We start from the raw sequence: 19754 nt of genomic DNA, 5'->3' as shown, positions 1-19754 counted from the left end.
GCTCACGCCCCGCCACGCAGGATGGAATTGCCCTCGTGGGTGGCCTGCGTGGCGGTGACGCCCAGGTTCAGCCGGCCGCTGAGTCCGTAGAACTCCACGGGGTTGCGCCACAGCACCCGGTCGACGTCGTCCTCGGTGAAGCCCTCGGCGAGCATCAGGTCGGCGACCCTGCGGGTCTTGAGCGGGTCGCTCCTGCCCCAGTCGGCGGCGGAGTTCACCAGGACCCGCTCGGGGCCGTGGGCACGCAGGATGGCGACCATCCGTTCCTCGTCCATCTTGGTGTCCGGGTAGACGGAGAAGCCGAGCCAGCAGCCGCTGTCCTTGGCCTCCTCGACGGTGGTCTCGTTGAGGTGGTCGACCAGCACGCGGTCCAGCGGCAGCGCGGACTCACGGATCACGTCGAGGGTGCGGCGCAGGCCGGCCAGCTTGTCGCGGTGCGGGGTGTGCACCAGCGCGGGCAGTCCGTGGTCGGCGGCGAGCTGGAGCTGGGCGGCGAGCGCGGCGTCCTCGGCCGGGGTCATGGAGTCGTAACCGATCTCGCCGACGGCCACCACGTTGTCCTTGACGAGATACCGGGGCAGTTCGTCGAGGACGGGGGTGCAGCGCGGGTCGTTGGCCTCCTTGGGGTTGAGGGCGAGGGTGCAGTGGTGGGCGATGCCGTACTGGGCGGCGCGGAAGGGTTCCCAGCCGAGGAGGGAGTCGAAGTAGTCGAGGAAGGAGGCCGGGGAGGTGCGGGGCTGGCCCAGCCAGAAGGCGGGCTCGACGACGGCGCGGACGCCCGCGGCGTACATGGCCTCGTAGTCGTCGGTGGTGCGCGACGTCATGTGGATGTGGGGGTCGAAGATGCGCATCAGGACTCCTTGCCGTGGGGGTCGTCCGTGCCCTGCGCCGGGGTGGCGGTGGCGGGCCCGGTCAGGGCCAGGACGCGGTGCAGGTCCTCCGGGACGGGGCGGCCGGCGGCGGTGCGCTCCTCGGCGTAGTCGGCGAGCATGCGGGCGAGTTCGCCGTCGCCCCGGGCGCGCCGGGCCAGGTCCGCCACGTGGTCGAGTCCGACGCCGGTGAACAGGCACTTCAGTACGGCGTGCCGCCAGGCGTGGGCGTCCAGGTGCCGGGCGGCGTAGGGGCCGAGGGCGGCGGCGACGAGCCGGGTGTCGTTGGTGCGCAGGGCGTCCTCGACCAGCGGGAGGGCGTCGGGGCCGGTCACGCAGTGCGTCAGGGCGTGCAGGACGGCGCGGCGTTCGTCGGCGGTGCCCTGGGAGTAGACCCGGGTCAGGGTGTCGGCGTCGGCGTGGGCCGCGTGCAGGACGAGGACGCGGGCGGCATCGGCGTGGGCGGGGCCGCAGCGCCGGCCGGCCTCGGCCAGGCGCAGCTCCCACACGGGGACGGGCCCACGGGTGCCGGGATGCGCGCGGGCTTCGTCCAGGGCCTGGTCGAGCCAGGCGCGGGCGGTGCCGTCCAGCCGCTCGGTGAGGCGGCGGCGCAGCTCGGCGGGCGGGGTGAGGGCAGGGGCGGTGCCCTGGGCGGCGGTGGTGCCGTCGGCTCTCGGGGTGCGGAGGGCCGCTCCGGTGCCGGCCGGCGCCGCGTCCGGGGTGCCCGGGGCGGCAGGGGGGCGCGTCATGGGGTGCTGCTCCCTTCGGAGGTGGCGGAGGGATCGCCGTGCGGTTCGACGGAGGGGGTGGGGGTGGGGGTGGAGGCGGGTGCGGCGACGGCCGCGGCCTGTGCGGCGCGGAGGAACGGCAGGGAGTGGGCGGCGAAGTGAGGGCCCGCGTGGGAGTGGCGGGGCAGTTCGACGACGGTCAGGCCCTGGTATCCGGTGGCGGCGAGGGCCGCGAGGACGGGCGGGAAGTCGATCTCGCCGTCGCCGAAGGGGAGGTGTTCGTGGACGCCGCGCCGCATGTCCTCGATCTGGACGTGGCGCAGCCACGGGGCCGCGTCGCGCACGCAGTCCGCGGGAGGGAGGGGTTCGAGGCACTGGCAGTGGCCGATGTCCAGGGTGAGACCGAGGGGCTCGGGGTCGCCGAGCGTGCGGCGCAGGTGGTGGAAGTCGGCGAGGACGGCGAGGAGGTGGCCGGGTTCGGGTTCGACGGCGAGCGGGACGCCGGCGGTGGCGGCGGCCTCCAGGACGGGGGTGAGGGTCTCGGCGAGGCGCTTCCAGGCGGTGTCCCGGTCCGTGCCGTCGGGCACGGTCCCGCTGAAGCAGTGCACGGCGTGCGCGCCGAGGTCGGCGGCGACGCGGACCGCCCGGACGAGCAGGTCGGCGCGGCGGGCGCGGTCGTCCGGGTCGGGGTCCAGCAGCGACGGGCCGTGCTTGCGGCGCGGGTCGAGCACATAGCGCGCCCCGGTCTCCACGGTGACGCCCAGGCCGAGCGCGTCCAGCCGGTGCGCGACCCGGCGGGTGCGGGCGGCGAGGTCCGGGGCGAGCGGGTCGAGGTGCATGTGGTCGAGGGTCAGTCCGACGCCCTCGTAGCCGAGGTCGGCGAGCAGGGCGAGGGCGTCGTCGAGGCGGAGGTCGGCGAGGCCGTTGGTGCCGTAGCCGAAGCGGAGCGGAGACCGGGGGGCGCGCGGGTCCGTGCCCGGGGCGCGGTGCGGATCGAGGCGTGTGTTCACGTCACGCTCACCTTCCTCATGCTCGCCCTCCTCGCGAACGAACGGCCGGCCGGGGCCAAGGCCGCGACGAGCAGGGCGGTGACGGCCGATCCGGAGCGGGCGGCGAGCGCGGCCTGGAGCGGGACGGTGGCGCGGATGCCGCCGCCGACGGCACGCTGGGTGAGCTCGGGTGAGGGGTTGAGGGTGGCGTGGGCGTAGGGCCGGGCGGCCGTGGCGGCGTAGGCGGCGCCGAGGGCGGTGGCGAGGACCTCGGCGGCCCGCCGGGTGCGGTCCGTCGCACGGGTGGAGCCCGGCAGGCCGGGGGCGGCTGCTGCCCGTCGGCCTGCCGGGGGTCGGGGGCGGCCGCGCGTCACCAGCCGGGTGAGCAGTCCCGTCGTGGCGAGGGCCGCCAGCGGGACCAGGGACGAACCGCCCCTGGTCTCCTGCCGGGACACGGCCGTGACCGCGAGGGTGTGGGTGCCCAGGAGCGCGGCGGAGGGCGCCGCGGCGCGGGTGCCGCCGGCGGTGGCCGCGGCGCCCAGGAGCAGGTCGAGTCCCCGGGCGGCGGCCATGGCCACCGGGCCGGCGGGCGTGTGCTTGAGGCCCAGGTCGTAGGCCCAGACGGTCGCCGCCAGCGGCGTGGCCACCGCGAGGGCGGGGCGTCCCGCTCCGGCGGCCAGTGCCAGACCGGCGCCGGTGAGGGCGCAGGCGGCGGTGAGGGCCGCGCAGGGGCGGACACGGCCCGAGGGGATCGGGCGGTGCGGACGCTCCGCGGCGTCCTCCTCGCGGTCCGCCCAGTCGTTGAGGGCCATGCCGGCCTCGTACAGGCAGAGGGAGGAGCCGATGGCGAGCACGGTGCGCGGTCCGGGGCGCGCCCCGGCCGCCGCGGCGCCGGCCAGGGCGTCGCCGGGGACGGTGAAGAGGGCGGGCAGCCGCAGCAGTTCGGCCCAGGCGCCCGCGCGGCCGGAGCGGGGACGGGGGGCGCGGGGCGCGGCGGCGCCTCCGGGGGGTGACGCGGCGCCCCCGGGGACCGGTCCGCCCGGCGCGGCCGGCCCGCCCGACGTCACCGGCGCGGGTGGCGCGGGCGTGTCCCGCGGTGTGTCGCCCGTGCGGCTCATCGCCGCGTCCCGCGGTCGTCGGCGTCGTCCCGCAGCCGCTCGGCGAAGCGCCTCAGCTCGGCGTACTGCTCGCCGAGTGCCGACGGGCCCTCCCCGACCGGGTCCTTGAAGTAGAAGCCGAGCTCGCTCAGCGGGCCGGTGAGGCCCCGCTCCCGGGCGCGGGCGGCCAGCCGGACCAGGTCGAGGACGAGCGGGGCGGCGAGCGCCGAGTCGCAGCCCTGCCAGATGGTCTGCAGGATCATGCGGGAGCCGAGGAAGCCGTCGAAGGCGATGTGGTCCCAGGCCGTCTTCCAGTCGCCGAGCGCGGGCACGTCGTCGATGTGGACCTCGCCCTGGGGCGCGGCCCCGAGGGTGTCGGCGAGGACGCGTTCCTTGCCGGCGTTCTTGGCGGCGGCGGCCGCGGGGTCGGCGAGGGCGGCACCGTCGCCGCCGCCCAGGAGGTTGGTGCCGGACCAGGCGCGCACGGCGAGGGCGCGCTGCAGGAACATCGGACCGAGCACGGAGCGCAGCAGGGTCTGCCCGGTCTTGCCGTCGCGGCCCGCGTGGGGGACGCGGGCCCTGGCGGCCTCGTCGGCGAGCGCCGGGTGGTGCAGGCCCGTGGACGGGGTGAAGTTGACGTAGGGGCAGCCGGCGCGCAGGGCGGCCGCCGCGTACAGGGAGCTGGGCGGCAGTGAGCCGTCGGCGGGAGCGGGCTCGGTGGAGGCGACGTTCACCACGACGGCGCCCGCGAGGTCCTGGCGGCGCACGAAGTCGCGGATGTCGGCGGCGAACACCTCGATCCACGCGTCGTCGGTGCGGCTCGCGCCGCCGTCCGTGTCACCGGGCAGCGGGCCGCCCGGCCTGATCTCCCGGTCCGCGGCGACGAGTTCGGCGTGCACGGCGGACGGCAGGCCGTGCGGCAGGACGCCGCCGGCGGCGAGGTGTTCGGCGCGCTTGGGCAGCGGGCAGTCGACGGTGTCGTGGCCGCCGAAGACGAGGGACGACAACGGCGGCAGACCGCACGAGGTGAACGGCGGGGTCTCGGTGATCATGCCGGTCGGCGGGTGGAGCCCGGCGGCGACGGCGGCGCAGCCCGCGATCGCGGTCGTGGCCACGGATCCGCGGGCCCCGATGAGCCAGACGCCGAAGCGCGGGGCCGGGGAGGAGGGGGACAGGGACGGTTCGGCGGACATGGGCAGCCTCCTTGTCGTACGCGAACCCGGTGCGAGCGCCGGAGGGGGACGAGCGGGGTGCCGGGCGCGGGGCCCGGCGAGACGGCGGGCGGAGGTCCGGCGTCCTCCGCCCGCCGCCGTTCTAGTCGCCCGAGGCGGGCAGTTCCTTCAGCTGGATGTCGCGGAAGGAGACCTGGTCGTCGGCGCCGTGGTTCTGCAGGCCGATGTAGCCGTCGGTCAGGCTCCGTTCGGGGTCCTTGTTGGTGAAGTCGTTGATCTTGACTCCGTTGAGGAAGACCTGGAGGCGTTCGCCGCGGACCTTGATCTCGTAGGAGTTCCACTGGCCGGGCGGACGCAGCACCTGGTCACGGGCCTTGATGTCGGCCGACTTGAAGGAGTAGACGGAGCCCGTGGTGCGGTCGGGCGCGTCCGTGGCGTCGATCTGGATCTCGTAGCCCTTGTTCACGGCGGACCAGGGGTCGTCGGAGGCGGGGAAGCCCACGAAGATCCCGGAGTTGTCGTCGCCCCGCATCTTCCAGTCGAGCTTGAGGGAGTACGACGCCAGTTCCTTGGCCTGGTACCAGAGCAGTCCCATGCCGCCCTCGGACACCAGGGTGCCGTCCTTGACGTCGAACGTGCCGGGACCCGCCTGCTTCCAGCCGTCCAGGGTCTGGCCGTTGAAGATCTCCCGGTAGCCCTTGTCCGGCTTGCAGTCCGCCTTGACCTGGCCGGTGGCGTACCGCATGCCGCCGAGCAGATGGGTGCGGAAGGCCTCGTCGGCGTAGGACTCCTCGGTGTGGCCGCCGCCGGTGTAGAAGGAGCGGCCGCCACCGTAGCTCTGGCACCAGGCGATGGGGTGGTCGCCCTTCATGGTGCCGCCCTCGTAGGTCGTCTCGTCGAGGGTGGCGAGGACCTTGGCCTGCTCGCGCGGGTTGGTGCGGTAGTTGTACCACTCGTCGGTGCGCTCCCAGGTGTCGCCCAGGTGCGCGGTGGACGGGTGGTCGTGGTCGTGGACGCGCACGGTGGCCTTCTGGATGGCCGGGTGCGAGTCGAAGTGGGCGCCGACGAGGCCGCCGTAGAACTCCCAGTCGTACTCGGTGTCGGCGGCGGCGTGGATGCCCAGGTAGCCGCCGCCGTTCTTCACGTAGTTCTCGAACGCCTTCTGCTGGTCGGCGTCCAGCACGTCACCGGTGGTGGACAGGAAGGCCACGGCGTCGTACTTGGCGAGGTTGGCCGTGGTGAACTGTCCGGCCTCCTCGGTGGCGGTGACCGAGATACCGGCCGGGGCGCCCAGCTCCTTCAGGGCGGCGATGCCGGCCGGGATGGAGTCGTGCCGGAAGCCCGCCGTCCTGGAGAAGACCAGGACCTTCTTGCCTGCCTTGTACGGCTCCTTGGAGAACTCGAAGTCGTCCAGGTCGTACAGCGCGCCGTCGCCGCCCCGGAAGACCAGGTAGATCTCCGTGGTGCGCTTCGGCAGGGACCGCAGGGGCACGTCGACGTTCTGGAACGTGTCCCAGCCGCCGGTCGGCGGGATGTACGCGGAGCCGTGCAGCGGACCGTCGGGCGAGCCGGTGCGCAGTTCGACGAAGCCGCCCGCGCCGCCGGAGGAGGCCCGCACGGTCAGCTTCTTCTGCCCGTCGAACCGGTAGGGGCTGAAGGAGATCCAGTCGCCGTCGTCGATGTCGCCGACGGTCTTGCCGCCGTTGGCGCCGGTCTTGTCGTACGTCCGCACGCCCGACTGGGTGGTGAAGTGCTCGGCCTGGCGGTGCAGCGGCTGGACCACGGTGCGCGCGGTGCCGGTCAGGGTCTCCTGGCCGTTCGCCCCGCCGTCGGTGTAACTGGCGCCGACGACACCGTAGATGTTGGCGTTGGGGTCGTGACCGCCGTCCCCGGCGGGCGGCTTCAGGGTGCCCTCACAGCCCATCTCGCTGGTCAGCTCGTGGGCGTGGGAGTCGTGCCCGAGGCTGTAGACGACCTTGACCTTGGAGCAGTCGACGGTCTCCTCGGGGTCGGTGACGGTCACCTTGAACGGCACGGGCTCGCCGAAGGCGGCCAGGCTGCCGTTGCCGGGGACGTCGATCCTCACCTCGGGCTCGGTGTTGCCGACCACGATCCGGACGCTGGCGTTGCCGGTGTTGCCCTCGGGGTCCCTGGCGGTGAAGGTGGCGCTGTAGGTGCCGACCTTCTTGTACCGGTGGGTGGGGTTGAGGCCCTCGCCCTTGGTGCCGTCGCCGAAGTCCCAGCTGTAGGTGAGGTCCGTGGAGTCGGCGTCCTTGGCGGAGGCGGTGAAGGCGACCTTCAGGCCGGCCGCGCCGGACGTCCTGTCGGCGCTCACCTCGGCGATCGGGGAGAAGCCGTCCTCGGCGTTCTCGATCCGGTACAGCGCGGAGTTCTCGTCGCCCTGGAACCAGGAGACGCCGTAGTCCAGGACGTAGAGCGCGCCGTCGGGGCCGAACTCCATGTCCATGATCTGGGTGCCGGTCCACGGGAAGTCGTTGATCTTCGCGACGGAGCCGTCCCCGGTCTGCTCGATCCGCTTGATCCAGCGGCGGCCGAACTCACCGGCGAAGAAGTCGCCGTCGTACGCCTCGGGGAACTTCACGCCGGAGTCGAGCCCGGCGTCGTAGCGGTAGACCGGACCGGCCATCGGGGACTCGGAGCCGCTGCCGAACTCGGGCACGGAGCCGCCGTCGTAGGGAATCCAGGCGGGCTGGGCGGGCGGCAGGTCGGTGAGGCCCGTGTTGTGCGGGGAGGTGTTCTTCGGGGCGTCGCAGTCGAACGTTTCTCCTGGCGCGCCGGTGGCGAAGTCGTAGTCGCGGTAGGCGTCGTTGTCGCCGGTGCAGAACGGCCAGCCGAAGTTGGCGGCCTCGGTGACCTTGGCGAACTCGACCTGTCCCGCCGGGCCCCGGTCCGGGTTCGCGGCGCCGGCGTCGGGACCGTAGTCGCCGACGTAGACGATGCCGGTCTTGTCGTCGACGCTCATCCGGAACGGGTTGCGGAAGCCCATCGCGTAGATCTCGGGACGGGTCCTCTCCGTGCCCGGTGCGAAGAGGTTGCCCTCCGGGACGGTGTACGAGCCGTCCTCGGCGACCCTGATGCGCAGGATCTTGCCGCGCAGGTCGTTGGTGTTGCCGGAGCTACGGCGGGCGTCGAAGGCCGGGTTGCGCTCCGGGCGCTCGTCGATCGGCGTGAAGCCGTCGGAGGCGAAGGGGTTGGTGTCGTCGCCGGTGGACAGGTAGAGGTTGCCCTCGGCATCGAAGTCGATGTCGCCGCCGACGTGGCAGCAGGTGCCGCGGGAGGCCGCGACGTCCAGGACCTTCTTCTCGCTGGCCATGTCCAGCGTGCCGTTGGAGTTGAGGACGAAGCGGGACAGGCGGTTGACCCCGTCGAACTTCTCGAAGTCCTCGGCGGTGCCGGTCTCCGGGGCGTCGCCCGCGGGGGTGTCCAGCGGCGGGGCGTAGTAGAGGTAGATCGCCCGGTTGTTCTCGAAGTCCGGGTCGATGCCGACGCCCTGCAGACCCTCCTCGTCGTGGCTGTAGACGGGGATCCGGCCGGCGACCTTGGTGACGCCGCCCTGGTCGGTGAGGCGCAGCGTGCCGTCGCGCGAGGTGTGCAGGACGCTGCGGTCCGGGAGCACGGCGAGCGACATCGGCTCGCCCGTCTCGGGCTCGCCCTTGGCGAGCGGCACCTGCTGGAACTGCCCCTCGGCGGCTGCCGTCCCGTCGTGTTCCGGATGTCCGGGGTGGGCGCCGGCGACGGTCGCCGGGGTGCCCACGGCCAGCATCAGTCCGGTGAACAGGGCGAGGGTGGTGCGAAGCCTGGGACGCCTCGTGGTCGGGCCGCTTCTGAGTCTGTTTCTGTGCACGAAGTCCCTCCGGGAACGGGAGTGGGCCGTACGGGTGGGAGCGGGGACGATCGGTGCGGGCGCCGGGGTGCGCCGTCACCCCGGAGGTGTGGGAGGCTGAACACTGCAGGGACGGTAACCGCGTTCTTCCGGTGGCAACAGCCCTTGCGGCAGAGTTGGTCGAACTTCTTCCCGGCGCAGGACAAAGCGGGATCCGGGCAGGCCGAACCGGGGACCGGCGGACATTCCGGTCCCCGTCCCCGGCCTGCCGCCGGGCGCGCGGATCAGCTGTTGAACGCGGCGTCGAAGGACGCGGTGGGCGGCTCGAAGTCGAGTGCGCGCAGATGACGCAGGGCTTCCGGGGCGCCCTGGAGGCGGTCCATGCCGGCGTCCTCCCACTCCACCGAGACGGGGCCCGAGTACCCGATCGAGCGGAGCATGCGGAAGACGTCCTCCCAGGGGACGTCCCCGTGGCCGGCGGAGACGAAGTCCCAGCCGCGCCGGGGGTCGCCCCAGGGCAGGTGGGAGCCGAGGCGGCCGTTGCGTCCGTCGAGGCGCTTGCGGGCCTCCTTGCAGTCGACGTGGTAGATCCGGTCGCGGAAGTCCCACAGGAAGCCGACCGGATCGAGGTCCTGCCACACGAAGTGGGAGGGGTCGAAGTTGAGGCCGAAGGCCGGCCGGCGGCCGACCGCGTCCAGGGCGCGTACGGTCGTCCAGTAGTCGTAGGCGATCTCGCTGGGGTGGACCTCGTGCGCGAAGCGCACGCCCTCGGCGTCGAAGACGTCCAGGATGGGGTTCCACCGCTCGGCGAAGTCCTCGTAGCCGCGCTCGATCATCGACGCGGGCGCGGGCGGGAACATGGCGACCAGGTGCCAGATCGCGGAGCCGGTGAAGCCGATGACGGTGTCGACGCCGAGGAGGGCCGCGGCGCGCGCGGTGTCCTTGATCTCGGCGGCGGCCCGCTGCCGTACGCCCTCGGGTTCGCCGTCGCCCCAGATCCGCGCGGGCAGGATCGCCTGGTGGCGTTCGTCGATGATGGCGTCGCACACCGCCTGCCCGACCAGGTGGTTGGAGACCGCCCAGCACTTCAGGCCGTACTTGTCGAGGAGTTCGTGACGGGAGGCGACGTAGGAGGGGTCGGCGAGTGCCTTGTCCACCTCGAAGTGGTCTCCCCAGCAGGCGAGTTCCAGACCGTCGTAGCCGAAGTCGCGGGCGAGTCGGCAGACCTCCTCCAGCGGCAGGTCCGCCCACTGTCCGGTGAACAGGGTGAAGTTGCGCGGCATCCGTATCCCTCCTCCTCAGTCGGCGATCGGTGTGTAGACGGAGTTCTTCTCGGCGCTCTCCTCCACCGCCGCGAGGACGCGCTGCACCTGGAGCCCGTCGGCGAAGGAGGGCTCGGGGGCGCGGCCCTCGGCGACGGCGTGGACCAGGTCGCGGGCCTGGTGCACGAAGGTGTGCTCGTAGCCGAGGCCGTGGCCCGGCGGCCACCAGGCCTCGAGGTAGGGGTGGTCGGGTTCGGTGACGAGGATGCGGCGGAAGCCGGCGTACGTGCCGGGCTCGGTGCCGTCGTGGAACGACAGCTCGTTGAGCCGCTCCAGGTCGAAGGCGAGCGAGCCGCGCTCACCGTTGAGTTCGATGCGCAGGGCGTTCTTGCGTCCGGTGGCGTACCGGGTGGCCTCGAAGGAGGCGAGGGCGCCGGAGGCGAAGCGGCCGGTGAACAGGGCGGCGTCGTCGACGGTGACCTGTCCGGTGCCGGCGGCCGGGCCGTTGCCGGCCGCGGCCGGCAACGGCCGCTCCCGCACGAACGTCTCGGTGATCGCGGAGACGCCCGCCAGTCGCTCCCCGGCCAGGTGCTGGGCCAGGTCCACGATGTGCGCGCCGAGGTCGCCGAGCGAGCCGGAGCCGGCCTGCTCGCGGCGCAGCCGCCAGGTCAGCGGGAACGCCGGGTCCACCAGCCAGTCCTGGAGGTACGCCACCCGCACGTGCCGCAGCGTGCCGATCCGGCCCTCGGCCACCATCCGCCGGGCCAGCGCGGTCGCGGGAACCCGGCGGTAGTTGAAGCCGACCATCGCCAACTGACCACGTGCGCTCGCCTCTTCGGCGGCGCGGACCATCGCCTGCGCCTCCTCGACGGTGTTGGCGAGGGGTTTTTCGCACAGCACGTGCTTGCCCGCGGCCAGCGCGGCGAGGGCGATCTCGGCGTGGCTGTCGCCGGGAGTGCAGATGTCGACGAGGTCGACGTCGTCCCGTTCGATCAGGGCGCGCCAGTCGGTCTCGGTGTCCGCCCAGCCGTGCCGGTCGGCCGCCGCGCGCACGGCGTCGGCGTCCCGGCCGCAGATCACCGCCAGTTCGGGGCTCAGCGGCAGGTCGAAGACGCGGCCCGCGGTGCGCCAGCCCTGGGAGTGGGCGGCGCCCATGAAGGCGTAGCCCACCATGCCGACGCGCAGGGGTGGCTTCCCCGTGTCTGCCCCTTCTGACTGCTGCGGCTGTGCCATGCGAATGTCCTCCTCGTCGTCGTGGCGGGCGGGGTCGGGCCCCGCCCGGTGGGCTGGTCAGGCCCGTGGAGCGGGGCGCCTCACTTGAATCCCGTGGGCATGTACTGGTCCACGTTCTCCTTGTCGACGACGGCCGAGTAGCAGGTCACCGACGAGGGGATCTCGAACTCGGCGAGGCCCCCGACGCCCTTGCCCTGGCCGAGGGCGCGGGCGAGGTCGATCGCGGACGCGGCCATGGTCGGCGGGTACAGGACGGTCGCCTTCAGGACTCCGCTGTCGGCCTTGATGGCCTGGAAGGCGGCGAGCGCGCCGGCGCCGCCCACCATCAGGAACTCGTCGCGGCCGGCCTGCTCGATGGCGCGCAGCGCGCCCACGCCCTGGTCGTCGTCGTGGTTCCACAGCGCGTCGATCTTCGACTGCGCCTGGAGCAGCTGGGCCATCTTGGCCTGGCCGGACTCGACGGTGAACTCGGCGGCCTGCCGTGCCACCTTCTTGATGTTGGGGTAGTTCTTCAGCGCGTCGTCGAAGCCCTTGGTGCGCTGCTGGGTCAGCTCCAGGTTGTCCAGGCCGGCGAGTTCGACGACCCGGGCGTCGGCCTTGCCCTTGAGCTTCTCGCCGATGTAGTGACCGGCGTTCAGGCCCATGCCGTAGTTGTCGCCGCCGACCCAGCAGCGGTACGCCTGGGGGGTGTTGAAGATCCGGTCGAGGTTGACCACGGGGATGCCGGCCCGCATCGCCTGCAGGCCGACCTGGGTGAGGGCCTTGCCGTCGGCCGGCAGCACCACCAGGACGTCGACCTTCTTGTTGATCAGGGTCTCGATCTGGCCGATCTGCTGGGCGGTGTCGTTGGAGCCCTCGGTGATCTCCAGGGTGACGTCGGAGTACTTCTCCGCCCGCTTCTTGGCGTTGTCGTTGATGGCGTTGAGCCATCCGTGGTCGGCCTGCGGTCCGGCGAAGCCGATGGTGACCGGCTTGCCGGGCTTGTCGTCGGCGACGGGCCGGTCGTTCGCGGCCGGCTCGTCGTCGCTGGACTCGTTGCTCGTGCATCCCGTGATCAGGGCGCCGGCGGATACGGCGGCCGCCCCGAAGAGCAGTCCTCTGCGGCTTGCGAAAGGTGTCTGTGGCATGGCGGTGAACCCTTTCCTCAGGTCGTGTTCGCGGTACGGCGCTGGACCAGCACGGCGGCGACGATGATCGCGCCCTTGGCGATCTGCTGGACGTCGCTCTGCAGGTTGTTCAGGGCGAAGATGTTGGTGATCGTGGTGAAGATCAGGACGCCGAGGACGGAGCCGACGATGGTGCCGCGGCCCCCGGTGAGCAGGGTGCCGCCGATGATCGCGGCGGCGATGGCGTCGAGTTCGTAGAGGTTGCCGTTGGTGTTCTGGCCGGATCCGGCCAGGACGATCAGCAGGAAGGCGGCGATGCCGCAGCACAGCCCGGACAGCAGGTACAGGTAGAGCCGCTGGCGGCGGACATCGATGCCGGCGAGCCGGGCGGCCTCGGCGTTGCCGCCGACGGCGACGGTGCGGCGGCCGAAGGTGGTCCGGTTGAGCACCAGCCAGCCGATGACGGTGACCGCGGCGAACACCAGGACCAGCGGCGGGATGCCGAGGATGTAGGAGTCGCGTTCCCCGAGGTCGAGGACGCCGTCGATGGTGACGATCTGGGTGCGGCCGTCGGTGATCTGCAGGGCGAGACCGCGGGCGGAGGCGAGCATGGCGAGGGTGGCGATGAACGGGACCATCCCGCCGTACGCGATGAGCACCCCGTTGACCAGGCCGCACCCCAGGCCGACGAGGACGGCGGTGAAGAGGATGCCGCCGAAGCCGTACTCCTGGGTGGCGACGGTGGTGGCCCACACGGAGGCGAGGGCGACGATGGCGCCGACCGAGAGGTCGATGCCGCCGGAGATGATGACGAAGGTCATGCCGACGGTGACGACACCGATGACGGATGCCTGGGTGAGGACGAGCTGGAGGTTGCGGGTGTCCAGGAACTCGTCCGGTTTGGTGAGACCGCCGATGAGGATCAGTACGGCGAGCACGCCGAGCAGGGACAGCGTGCGGACGTCGGCGCGGAACAGCACGGCGCGCCAGGCGGGCGGTTCGGCGGCCGACGGCACCTTGCCGGTGCTGTCCCGCGGCGGGGAGACGGGCTGCGTCATGACGCCGGGCTTCCTTCCATGACCAGGTCGAGTACACGGTGTTCGTCGAGTTCGCGGGCGGGCGCCGTGTGGACGACGGTGCCCTCGCGCAGGACCAGGACGCGGTCGGCGAGGCCGAGCACCTCGGGCACCTCGCTGGAGACCAGCAGGACGGCGAGGCCTTCGTCCGCCAGCCGGCGGACGACCGCGTAGAGTTCGGCGCGGGCGCCGACGTCGACGCCGCGGGTGGGTTCGTCGAGCAGCAGCACCCGGCAGCCGCGCAGCAGCCAGCGGGCGAGCACGGCCTTCTGCTGGTTGCCGCCGGACAGGGTGCGCACGGGCACGTCCGGGTTGTCGGGCCGCAGGGAGAGTTCCCGGGTGGCCGCGCGGGCGGCGCCCAGTTCCGCGCCGCGGTCGATCCATCCGGCCCTCGCGAAGCGGGACATGGAGGAGACCGACACGTTGCGGGTCACCGACTCCAGCATCAGCAGGGCCTGGGCCTTGCGCTCCTCGGGGGCGAGCCCGAGTCCGGCGCGCACGGCCGCCCGCACACTGCCCGGTTTCAGGGGACGCCCGTCGACGAGGACCCGGCCGGTGTCCGGCTTGCGGGCGCCGTAGACGGTCTCCAGGATCTCGGAGCGCCCGGAGCCGACGAGTCCGGCGAGACCCACGATCTCCCCGGCGCGCACCTGGAGGTCGAGCGGGGCGAACTCGCCCGCGCGGGACAGCCCTTCGACGGTCAGCACCGGTTCGCCGCGCGGGGCGGCGGCCGGCCGGGGCGGGAAGACGTACTCGACGTTGCGTCCCGTCATCAGCGCGACCACCTCGCTGGTGGGCGTCGACTCGGCGGGCAGCCCGCGGGCCACGGCCCGGCCGTCCTTCAGTACGGTCACCCGGTCGCCGATGCGCCGGATCTCCTCCAGGCGGTGCGAGATGTAGACGACGGCGACCCCGTCGGCGGTGAGGTCGCCCACGATGCGGAAGAGGTTGTCGACCTCGTCCGGGTCGAGGGCGGCGGACGGTTCGTCCATCACGATGAGCCGTACGTCGTGGGAGAGCGCCCGCGCCATCGACACGATCTGCTGATGGGCCGCCGACAGGTCCCCGACCAGCCGGGCCGGGTCGATCTCCGGGTGCCCGAGCCGCTTGAGCAGCCGGGCCGTCGACTCCCGGGCGGCCTTGCCCCGTACGACGAAGCCGGCGGCCGTGGGTTCGTGTCCGAGGTGCACGTTCTCGGCGACCGACAGGTGTTCCACCAGGTCGAGTTCCTGGTAGATGGTGGCGATGCCGAGGCGCATGGCCGCGATCGGGGAGCGGAGCGTCACCTCCTGCGAACGCCAGCGGATGGTGCCCGTGTCGGGCTGGTGGGCGCCGGCCAGCACCTTGATCAGGGTGGACTTCCCGGCGCCGTTCTGGCCGAGCAGGCAGTGCACCTCGCCGGCCTGGACGTCGAGGTCGACGCCGTCCAGGGCCCGGACTCCGGGGAAGGACTTGGTGATGCCGGACATGCTGAGCAGCGGTGGTTCAGGTGCCATGCGGATTTCCCCTCGGCGGGCATGCGGGCCGGTGTCAGGGCGATCCCCTTACGGGGCAGGCGTTTTCGGGCAGGGCTGGGTAGGGCGGTGGCGGATGCGGGACAGGTGCGGTGCGAGACGGGTGCGGTGACGGGTGCGGGCGGTGGTGCCGGTGAGCTGTTCCGTGCGGTGGAGCGGCTGGTGTGGCTCGGGTGCGGTCACGCGGGTGCGGTGCGGGGACGGTGTGGCGCGGACGCCGTGGGAATCGGTGGAGCCGCTTACGCGGGTGAGAACAGGTGGTCGCTGATGAGCCGGGCCGCGCCGATGACTCCGGCGGTGGGGCCCAGCTCGCCCAGCACGATGGGCAGGTTGCCGGTGGCCAGGGGCAGCGACTGCCGGTAGACCTGGGTGCGGATCGCGGCGAGCAGGGTGTGGCCGAGACCGGTCACCCCGCCGCCGATCACCACCAGGCCGGGGTTGAAGAAACTGACCAGGCCGGCGATGACCTGGCCGGTGCGGTTGCCGCCCTCGCGGATCAGGTCGAGGGCGGTGGCGTCACCGGCCGCCGCCGCGGCGGCGACGTCGACGGCGCTGAGCGTGCCGTTGGACTCCAGCCGGCTCGCGAGTTCGGCGGAGAGCCGCTGTTCGGCGGCCTCCGTCGCGTCCCGCGCCAGGGCCGCCCCGGAGAAGTGTGCCTCCAGGCAGCCCCGGTTGCCGCAGGCGCACGGGCGGCCGTCGGGCACGGCCTGGATGTGCCCGATGTCGCCCGCGCTGCCCGTCGTACCGCGGTAGACCTCACCGCCGACGACGATGCCGCAGCCGATGCCGGTGCCGATCTTGACGCAGAGGAAGTCGGCGACGGTCCGGGCGACACCGGCGTGCTGCTCCCCCATGGCCATGAGGTTCACGTCGTTGTCGACCATCACCGGACAGCCGAGGTCCTGGCTGAGCGCCTCCCGCACGGGGAAGCCGTCCCAGCCCGGCATGATCGGCGGAGCAACCGGGACGCCCTCGGGGAAGCGGACCGGGCCGGGGACGCCGATGCCGGCGCCGTCGAACCCCTCCGCGAGCCCCGAGGCCCGGAGCTTCGCCGCCATGGACAGCACGTGCTCGAAGACCACGACGGGTCCCTCGCGTACGTCCATGGGCTGGTTGATGTGCCCCAGGATCTCCAGTTCGGCGTTGGTGACGGCGACGTCGACCGAGGTCGCGCCGATGTCGACGCCGAGGAAGCGGAGATGCGGGTTGAGCCGGATGTTGTGGGAGCGCCGGCCGCCGCGCGAGGCGGCGAGCCCGTCGGCCACGACGAGGTCCGTCTCCAGCAGCCGGTCCACCTCCACGGCCAGCTTCGACCGGGAGAGGTCGACCTGGTCGCCCAGCTGGGCACGGGAGTTGGGGCCACCGTCGCGCAACAGCCTGAGCAGTCGGGCCTGGTGGGCGTTGGCGGGTCGTGCTGTCATACGTCTCACGAACCCCTCCCCGCCTCGATCGGCCTGTGCGCGCCGGATTCCGGCCACGTGTGTGGCGTGCTTTCGGATGGGAAAGTAGCAGCGCCTGCCGGAGCTGGGAAGAAGTCGCGCAGGAATTGACCCCTACTTTTTCCACTCACAGGACAAAGAAGTCCGTGCGGGTGCCGCCAATCGCCTCGAAGCGGGAGGAAGAGACGCCGGCGGAAGGGGTCAGGACGTGGCGCGCGCGTGGTACGAACGCCGGGTGTGCTCGGTGTGTTCACGCATGAGCCGGGCGGCCGGCTGCTCGTCGCGGGCCGAGACGGCGGCGATCATCTCGCGGTGCTCGGCCCAGGACTGCGCGCCGCGCTGCCGCGCGACCGGCGTGCAGTACCAGCGCACGCGCCGGTCGACCTGGGCGGCGAGTTCGGCCAGCACGGCGTTGCCGGCCAACTCCATGGTCTTGGCGTGGAAACGGGCGTTCAGGGCGACGGCCGCGTCCACGTCGTCGGTGCCGACGGCCCGCAGGCCCTCCGCCAGGATCTCCTCCAGCGCCTGGATGCCGGCGCCGTCGGCGTTGCCCGCGGCGAGCCGGGCGGCCTCGGCCTCCAGCAGCGTGCGGACGGTGAGGAGCTGGTCGGCCTGCTCCTCGGTGGTCCCGCGCACCGCCGCGCACGCCGGTGTCACCGCCACGCCGGCAGCGATTGTCTTTCGTCCGCAGCCTACGGCGCGCCAGTGCCAGGGGGCCGGGGAGCCGGCCGCGTCACCCCCGTCCGGGGCGGCGCGGAACGGCTCAGGGGCAGCGCACGACCTGTCCGGCGTAGGACAGGTTCCCGCCGAAGCCGAACAGCAGCACGGGATCGCCGGTGGACACCGCGCCCTGCTCGACGAGTTTGGACAGGGCCAGCGGAATGCTCGCGGCGGAGGTGTTGCCGGACTCGGTGACGTCGCGGGCGACGACGGCGTTGACGGCGCCGAGCCTGCGCGCGAGGGGTTCGATGATGCGCAGGTTGGCCTGGTGGAGCACCACCGCGGCGAGGTCCTCCGGGGCCAGTGCCGCCTTCTCGCAGGCCTGCCGGGCGATGACCGGCAGCTGGGTGGCGGCCCAGCGGTAGACGCTCTGCCCCTCCTGCGCGAACCGCGGCGGCGTCCCCTCGATCCGCACCGCGTGCCCCATCCCGGGCACCGAGCCCCACAGCACCGGACCGATCCCCGGCTCCTCGCCCGGCGCGCAGGCCTCGACGACGACGGCCCCCGCCCCGTCGCCGACGAGGACGCAGGTGGCGCGGTCGGTCCAGTCGGCCACGTCGGACATCTTGTCGGCGCCGACGACCAGCACCCGGCTCGCGCCGCCGGCCCGTACGGCGTGGTCGGCGGTGGCGAGGGCGTGGGTGAAGCCGGCGCACACCACGTTGATGTCCATGACGGCGGGCCCGGGCATGCCGAGGCGGGCCGCGACCCGGGCGGCCATGTTGGGCGAGCGGTCGATCGCGGTGGAGGTGGCGACCAGGACCAGGTCGATGTCGGCGGGGGTCCGGCCGGCCGCCGCCAGCGCCTTGGCGGCGGCGTGCGCGGCCAGCTCGTCGACGGGTTCGTCGGGACCCGCGATGTGACGGGTACGGATGCCCACCCGGCTGGTGATCCACGCGTCGCTGGTGTCGACCATGCCCGCCAGGTCCTCGTTGGTGAGGATCCGGGCGGGCTGGTAGTGGCCGACGGCGGCGATGCGCGAGCCGATCATGGGTGGTCCCCCTCGTGGGTCGGTGGCGGGATGCACCAGTCTGATCAGTGACTCACCGGTACGAGGGCAGGTGAAGCGACAGGAAACGGTCGCCGGGCTTGTCGGCTTCCGTCAGACCCCGGGGAGCCACCCGGGGGGCGGTCCGTCACCCGGTGAACAGCTGTGCCGCCTTGCGTACGAGCTCGTACAGTCCGTAGGCGAGCGGCACCCCCACCCACAGCCAGGCGAAGGCGATCAGCCCGCGGCGGCCGGGGCTAGGCGGACTCTGGCTGCTGTCGCCGGTCATCGGCGGCCTCCTGCGGCGTCTGGGGGCTGGGGAGGTGGTGGCGGGGGTGGACGGGCCGGACGAGTTCGTTGGCGACGAAGCCGACGACGAGCAGCCCGATCATGATGATCAGCGACAGCCCGTACAGGGACGGGCCGTGCCGTCCCGCCTCCTCCTGCCGGTCGGCGACCCAGTTCACGATCAGCGGTCCGAGCACACCGGCCGTGGACCAGGCGGTGAGCAGCCTGCCGTGGATCGCGCCCACCTGGTAGGTGCCGAAGAGGTCCTTCAGATACGCCGGGACCGTGGCGAAGCCGCCGCCGTAGAAGGAGAGGACCACCAGCGCGCACAGCACGAACAGCGGCTTGGAGGAGTCGCCCAGCAGGGCGATGAGCGCGTACATCAGCGCGCCGGCGCCGAGATAGACCCGGTAGACGTTCTTCCGGCCGATGAGGTCGGAGGTGGTCGACCAGCCGATGCGGCCCGCCATGTTCGCCGCCGACAGCAGGGCGACGAACCCGGCGGCGGCCGTGGCCGACACCGGCGCGGAGGTGTCCGCGAAGAAGTCGGTGATCATCGGGGCGGCCTTCTCCAGGATGCCGATGCCCGCGGTGACGTTCATGCACAGCACGATCCACAGCAGCCAGAACTGCGGGGTGCGCACGGCGGAGCGGGCCGAGACCTGCGGCCCGGTGACCGCGGACGGCCCGCCGGCCACCGGGCGCGCGGTGCGCGGCACCCGCACCAGCACCACGCCGAGCAGCATGAACACGGCGTACGTCAGCCCGTGCACGAGGAAGGCGAGCGCGATGCCGGAGCCGTCGGCGCCGAAGGACTCGAGCATCTGCGCCGACCAGGGCGAGGCGATCAGCGCGCCGCCGCCGAAGCCCATGATGGCGATGCCGGTGGCCATGCCGGGCCGGTCCGGGAACCACTTGATCAGCGTCGAGACGGGTGAGATGTAGCCGATGCCGAGACCGATGCCGCCGACGAAGCCGTAGCCGAGGACGATCAGCCAGTACTGCTCGGTGGCCGCGCCCAGCGCGGAGAGCAGGAAGCCGGAGGAGAAGCAGACCAGGGCGACGGTCATCGCCCAGCGCGGTCCCCGGCGTTCCACGAGGGTGCCGCCGAACGCGGCCGACAGACCCAGCATGACGATGCCGAGCTGGAAGGGCAGGGCGCTCTGGGTGCCGCTGAGACCGAGCGCGGACTCCAGCGGCGGTTTGAACACGCTCCACGCGTATGCCTGGCCGATGGAGAGGTGGACGGAGAGCGCGGCGGGCGGGACGAGCCAGCGGCTCCAGCCCGGGGGCGCGACGGGGGGACTCATGAGTCCCCAACCGTAGGGAGCGAGGGGGCCCTTGAGAAGACGGTTGATCAGACAACCACTGGTGCTGCACAAAGCCCTGCCGGGGCCGTCTCCATACTGCGGACAGTATTTCGCCGACA

14 protein-coding genes and 1 pseudogene are annotated in these 19754 nt (G+C 72.7%); all 15 read right to left on the bottom strand.

Features of this window, described 5'->3' with window-relative positions:
- Nucleotides 1–2: 2 nt before the first annotated feature.
- The 15 genes and pseudogenes from ACF07S_RS24190 to ACF07S_RS24120 all read right to left on the bottom strand — a co-directional run bounded on the left by ACF07S_RS24190 (nt 3) and on the right by ACF07S_RS24120 (nt 19635).
- Complete coding sequence (locus tag ACF07S_RS24190) at nt 3–851, bottom strand: TatD family hydrolase (RefSeq protein ID WP_391975066.1); 849 nt, start codon at nt 849–851, stop codon at nt 3–5.
- Nucleotides 851–1618 (bottom strand): EboA domain-containing protein, encoded by a 768-nt coding sequence (locus ACF07S_RS24185; RefSeq protein ID WP_391975065.1) that lies wholly within the window; start codon nt 1616–1618, stop codon nt 851–853. Before ACF07S_RS24185 ends, ACF07S_RS24190 begins: the two co-directional genes overlap by 1 nt.
- Complete coding sequence (locus ACF07S_RS24180) at nt 1615–2607, bottom strand: sugar phosphate isomerase/epimerase family protein (RefSeq protein ID WP_391975064.1); 993 nt, start codon at nt 2605–2607, stop codon at nt 1615–1617. The genes ACF07S_RS24185 and ACF07S_RS24180 overlap by 4 nt, the downstream gene beginning before the upstream one ends.
- Nucleotides 2604–3704, bottom strand: coding sequence for an SCO3242 family prenyltransferase (locus tag ACF07S_RS24175; protein ID WP_391975063.1), 1101 nt, complete (start codon nt 3702–3704; stop codon nt 2604–2606). The genes ACF07S_RS24180 and ACF07S_RS24175 overlap by 4 nt, the downstream gene beginning before the upstream one ends.
- Nucleotides 3701–4876, bottom strand: coding sequence for an inositol-3-phosphate synthase (locus ACF07S_RS24170; RefSeq protein WP_391975062.1), 1176 nt, complete (start codon nt 4874–4876; stop codon nt 3701–3703). The genes ACF07S_RS24175 and ACF07S_RS24170 overlap by 4 nt, the downstream gene beginning before the upstream one ends.
- Nucleotides 4877–4997: 121 nt before the next feature.
- Nucleotides 4998–8720: a ThuA domain-containing protein gene (locus ACF07S_RS24165; RefSeq protein ID WP_391975061.1), complete on the bottom strand. Its 3723-nt coding sequence runs from the start codon at nt 8718–8720 to the stop codon at nt 4998–5000.
- Nucleotides 8721–8983: 263 nt separating this feature from the next.
- Nucleotides 8984–9982 (bottom strand): sugar phosphate isomerase/epimerase family protein, encoded by a 999-nt coding sequence (locus ACF07S_RS24160; RefSeq protein WP_391965701.1) that lies wholly within the window; start codon nt 9980–9982, stop codon nt 8984–8986.
- A gap of 15 nt (nt 9983–9997) precedes the next feature.
- Nucleotides 9998–11194 carry a Gfo/Idh/MocA family protein gene (locus ACF07S_RS24155; RefSeq protein WP_391965700.1) on the bottom strand — a complete coding sequence of 399 codons (1197 nt, stop codon included), beginning with the start codon at nt 11192–11194 and terminating at the stop codon, nt 9998–10000.
- Between the two features lie 80 nt (nt 11195–11274).
- Nucleotides 11275–12321, bottom strand: a complete 1047-nt coding sequence (locus ACF07S_RS24150) for a substrate-binding domain-containing protein (RefSeq protein WP_391965699.1) — start codon at nt 12319–12321, stop codon at nt 11275–11277.
- A 17-nt stretch (nt 12322–12338) separates the two neighbouring features.
- On the bottom strand, nt 12339–13358 hold the full coding sequence (locus ACF07S_RS24145; protein WP_391965698.1) for an ABC transporter permease: 1020 nt from the start codon (nt 13356–13358) through the stop codon (nt 12339–12341).
- On the bottom strand, nt 13355–14872 hold the full coding sequence (locus tag ACF07S_RS24140) for a sugar ABC transporter ATP-binding protein (RefSeq protein ID WP_391965697.1): 1518 nt from the start codon (nt 14870–14872) through the stop codon (nt 13355–13357). Before ACF07S_RS24140 ends, ACF07S_RS24145 begins: the two co-directional genes overlap by 4 nt.
- Nucleotides 14873–15129: 257 nt before the next feature.
- Nucleotides 15130–16311: an ROK family protein gene (locus ACF07S_RS24135; RefSeq protein WP_391965696.1), complete on the bottom strand. Its 1182-nt coding sequence runs from the start codon at nt 16309–16311 to the stop codon at nt 15130–15132.
- A 219-nt stretch (nt 16312–16530) separates the two neighbouring features.
- Nucleotides 16531–16971: pseudogene (locus tag ACF07S_RS24130) on the bottom strand (GntR family transcriptional regulator); the annotation flags it as partial.
- A gap of 121 nt (nt 16972–17092) precedes the next feature.
- Nucleotides 17093–18040: a beta-ketoacyl-ACP synthase III gene (locus ACF07S_RS24125; RefSeq protein WP_391965695.1), complete on the bottom strand. Its 948-nt coding sequence runs from the start codon at nt 18038–18040 to the stop codon at nt 17093–17095.
- Between the two features lie 254 nt (nt 18041–18294).
- The gene (locus ACF07S_RS24120; RefSeq protein ID WP_391965694.1) at nt 18295–19635 is read right to left on the bottom strand and encodes an OFA family MFS transporter; all 1341 of its coding nucleotides are present in this window, start codon (nt 19633–19635) and stop codon (nt 18295–18297) included.
- Nucleotides 19636–19754 lie beyond the last annotated feature (119 nt).

Origin of the sequence: Streptomyces sp. NPDC016640 (assembly GCF_043076215.1) — a bacterium.
In the GTDB taxonomy this organism is placed as follows: domain Bacteria; phylum Actinomycetota; class Actinomycetes; order Streptomycetales; family Streptomycetaceae; genus Streptomyces.
The sequence above is the reverse complement of the archived record's forward strand: the minus strand, read 5'-3'. Positions and strand labels throughout refer to the sequence as shown.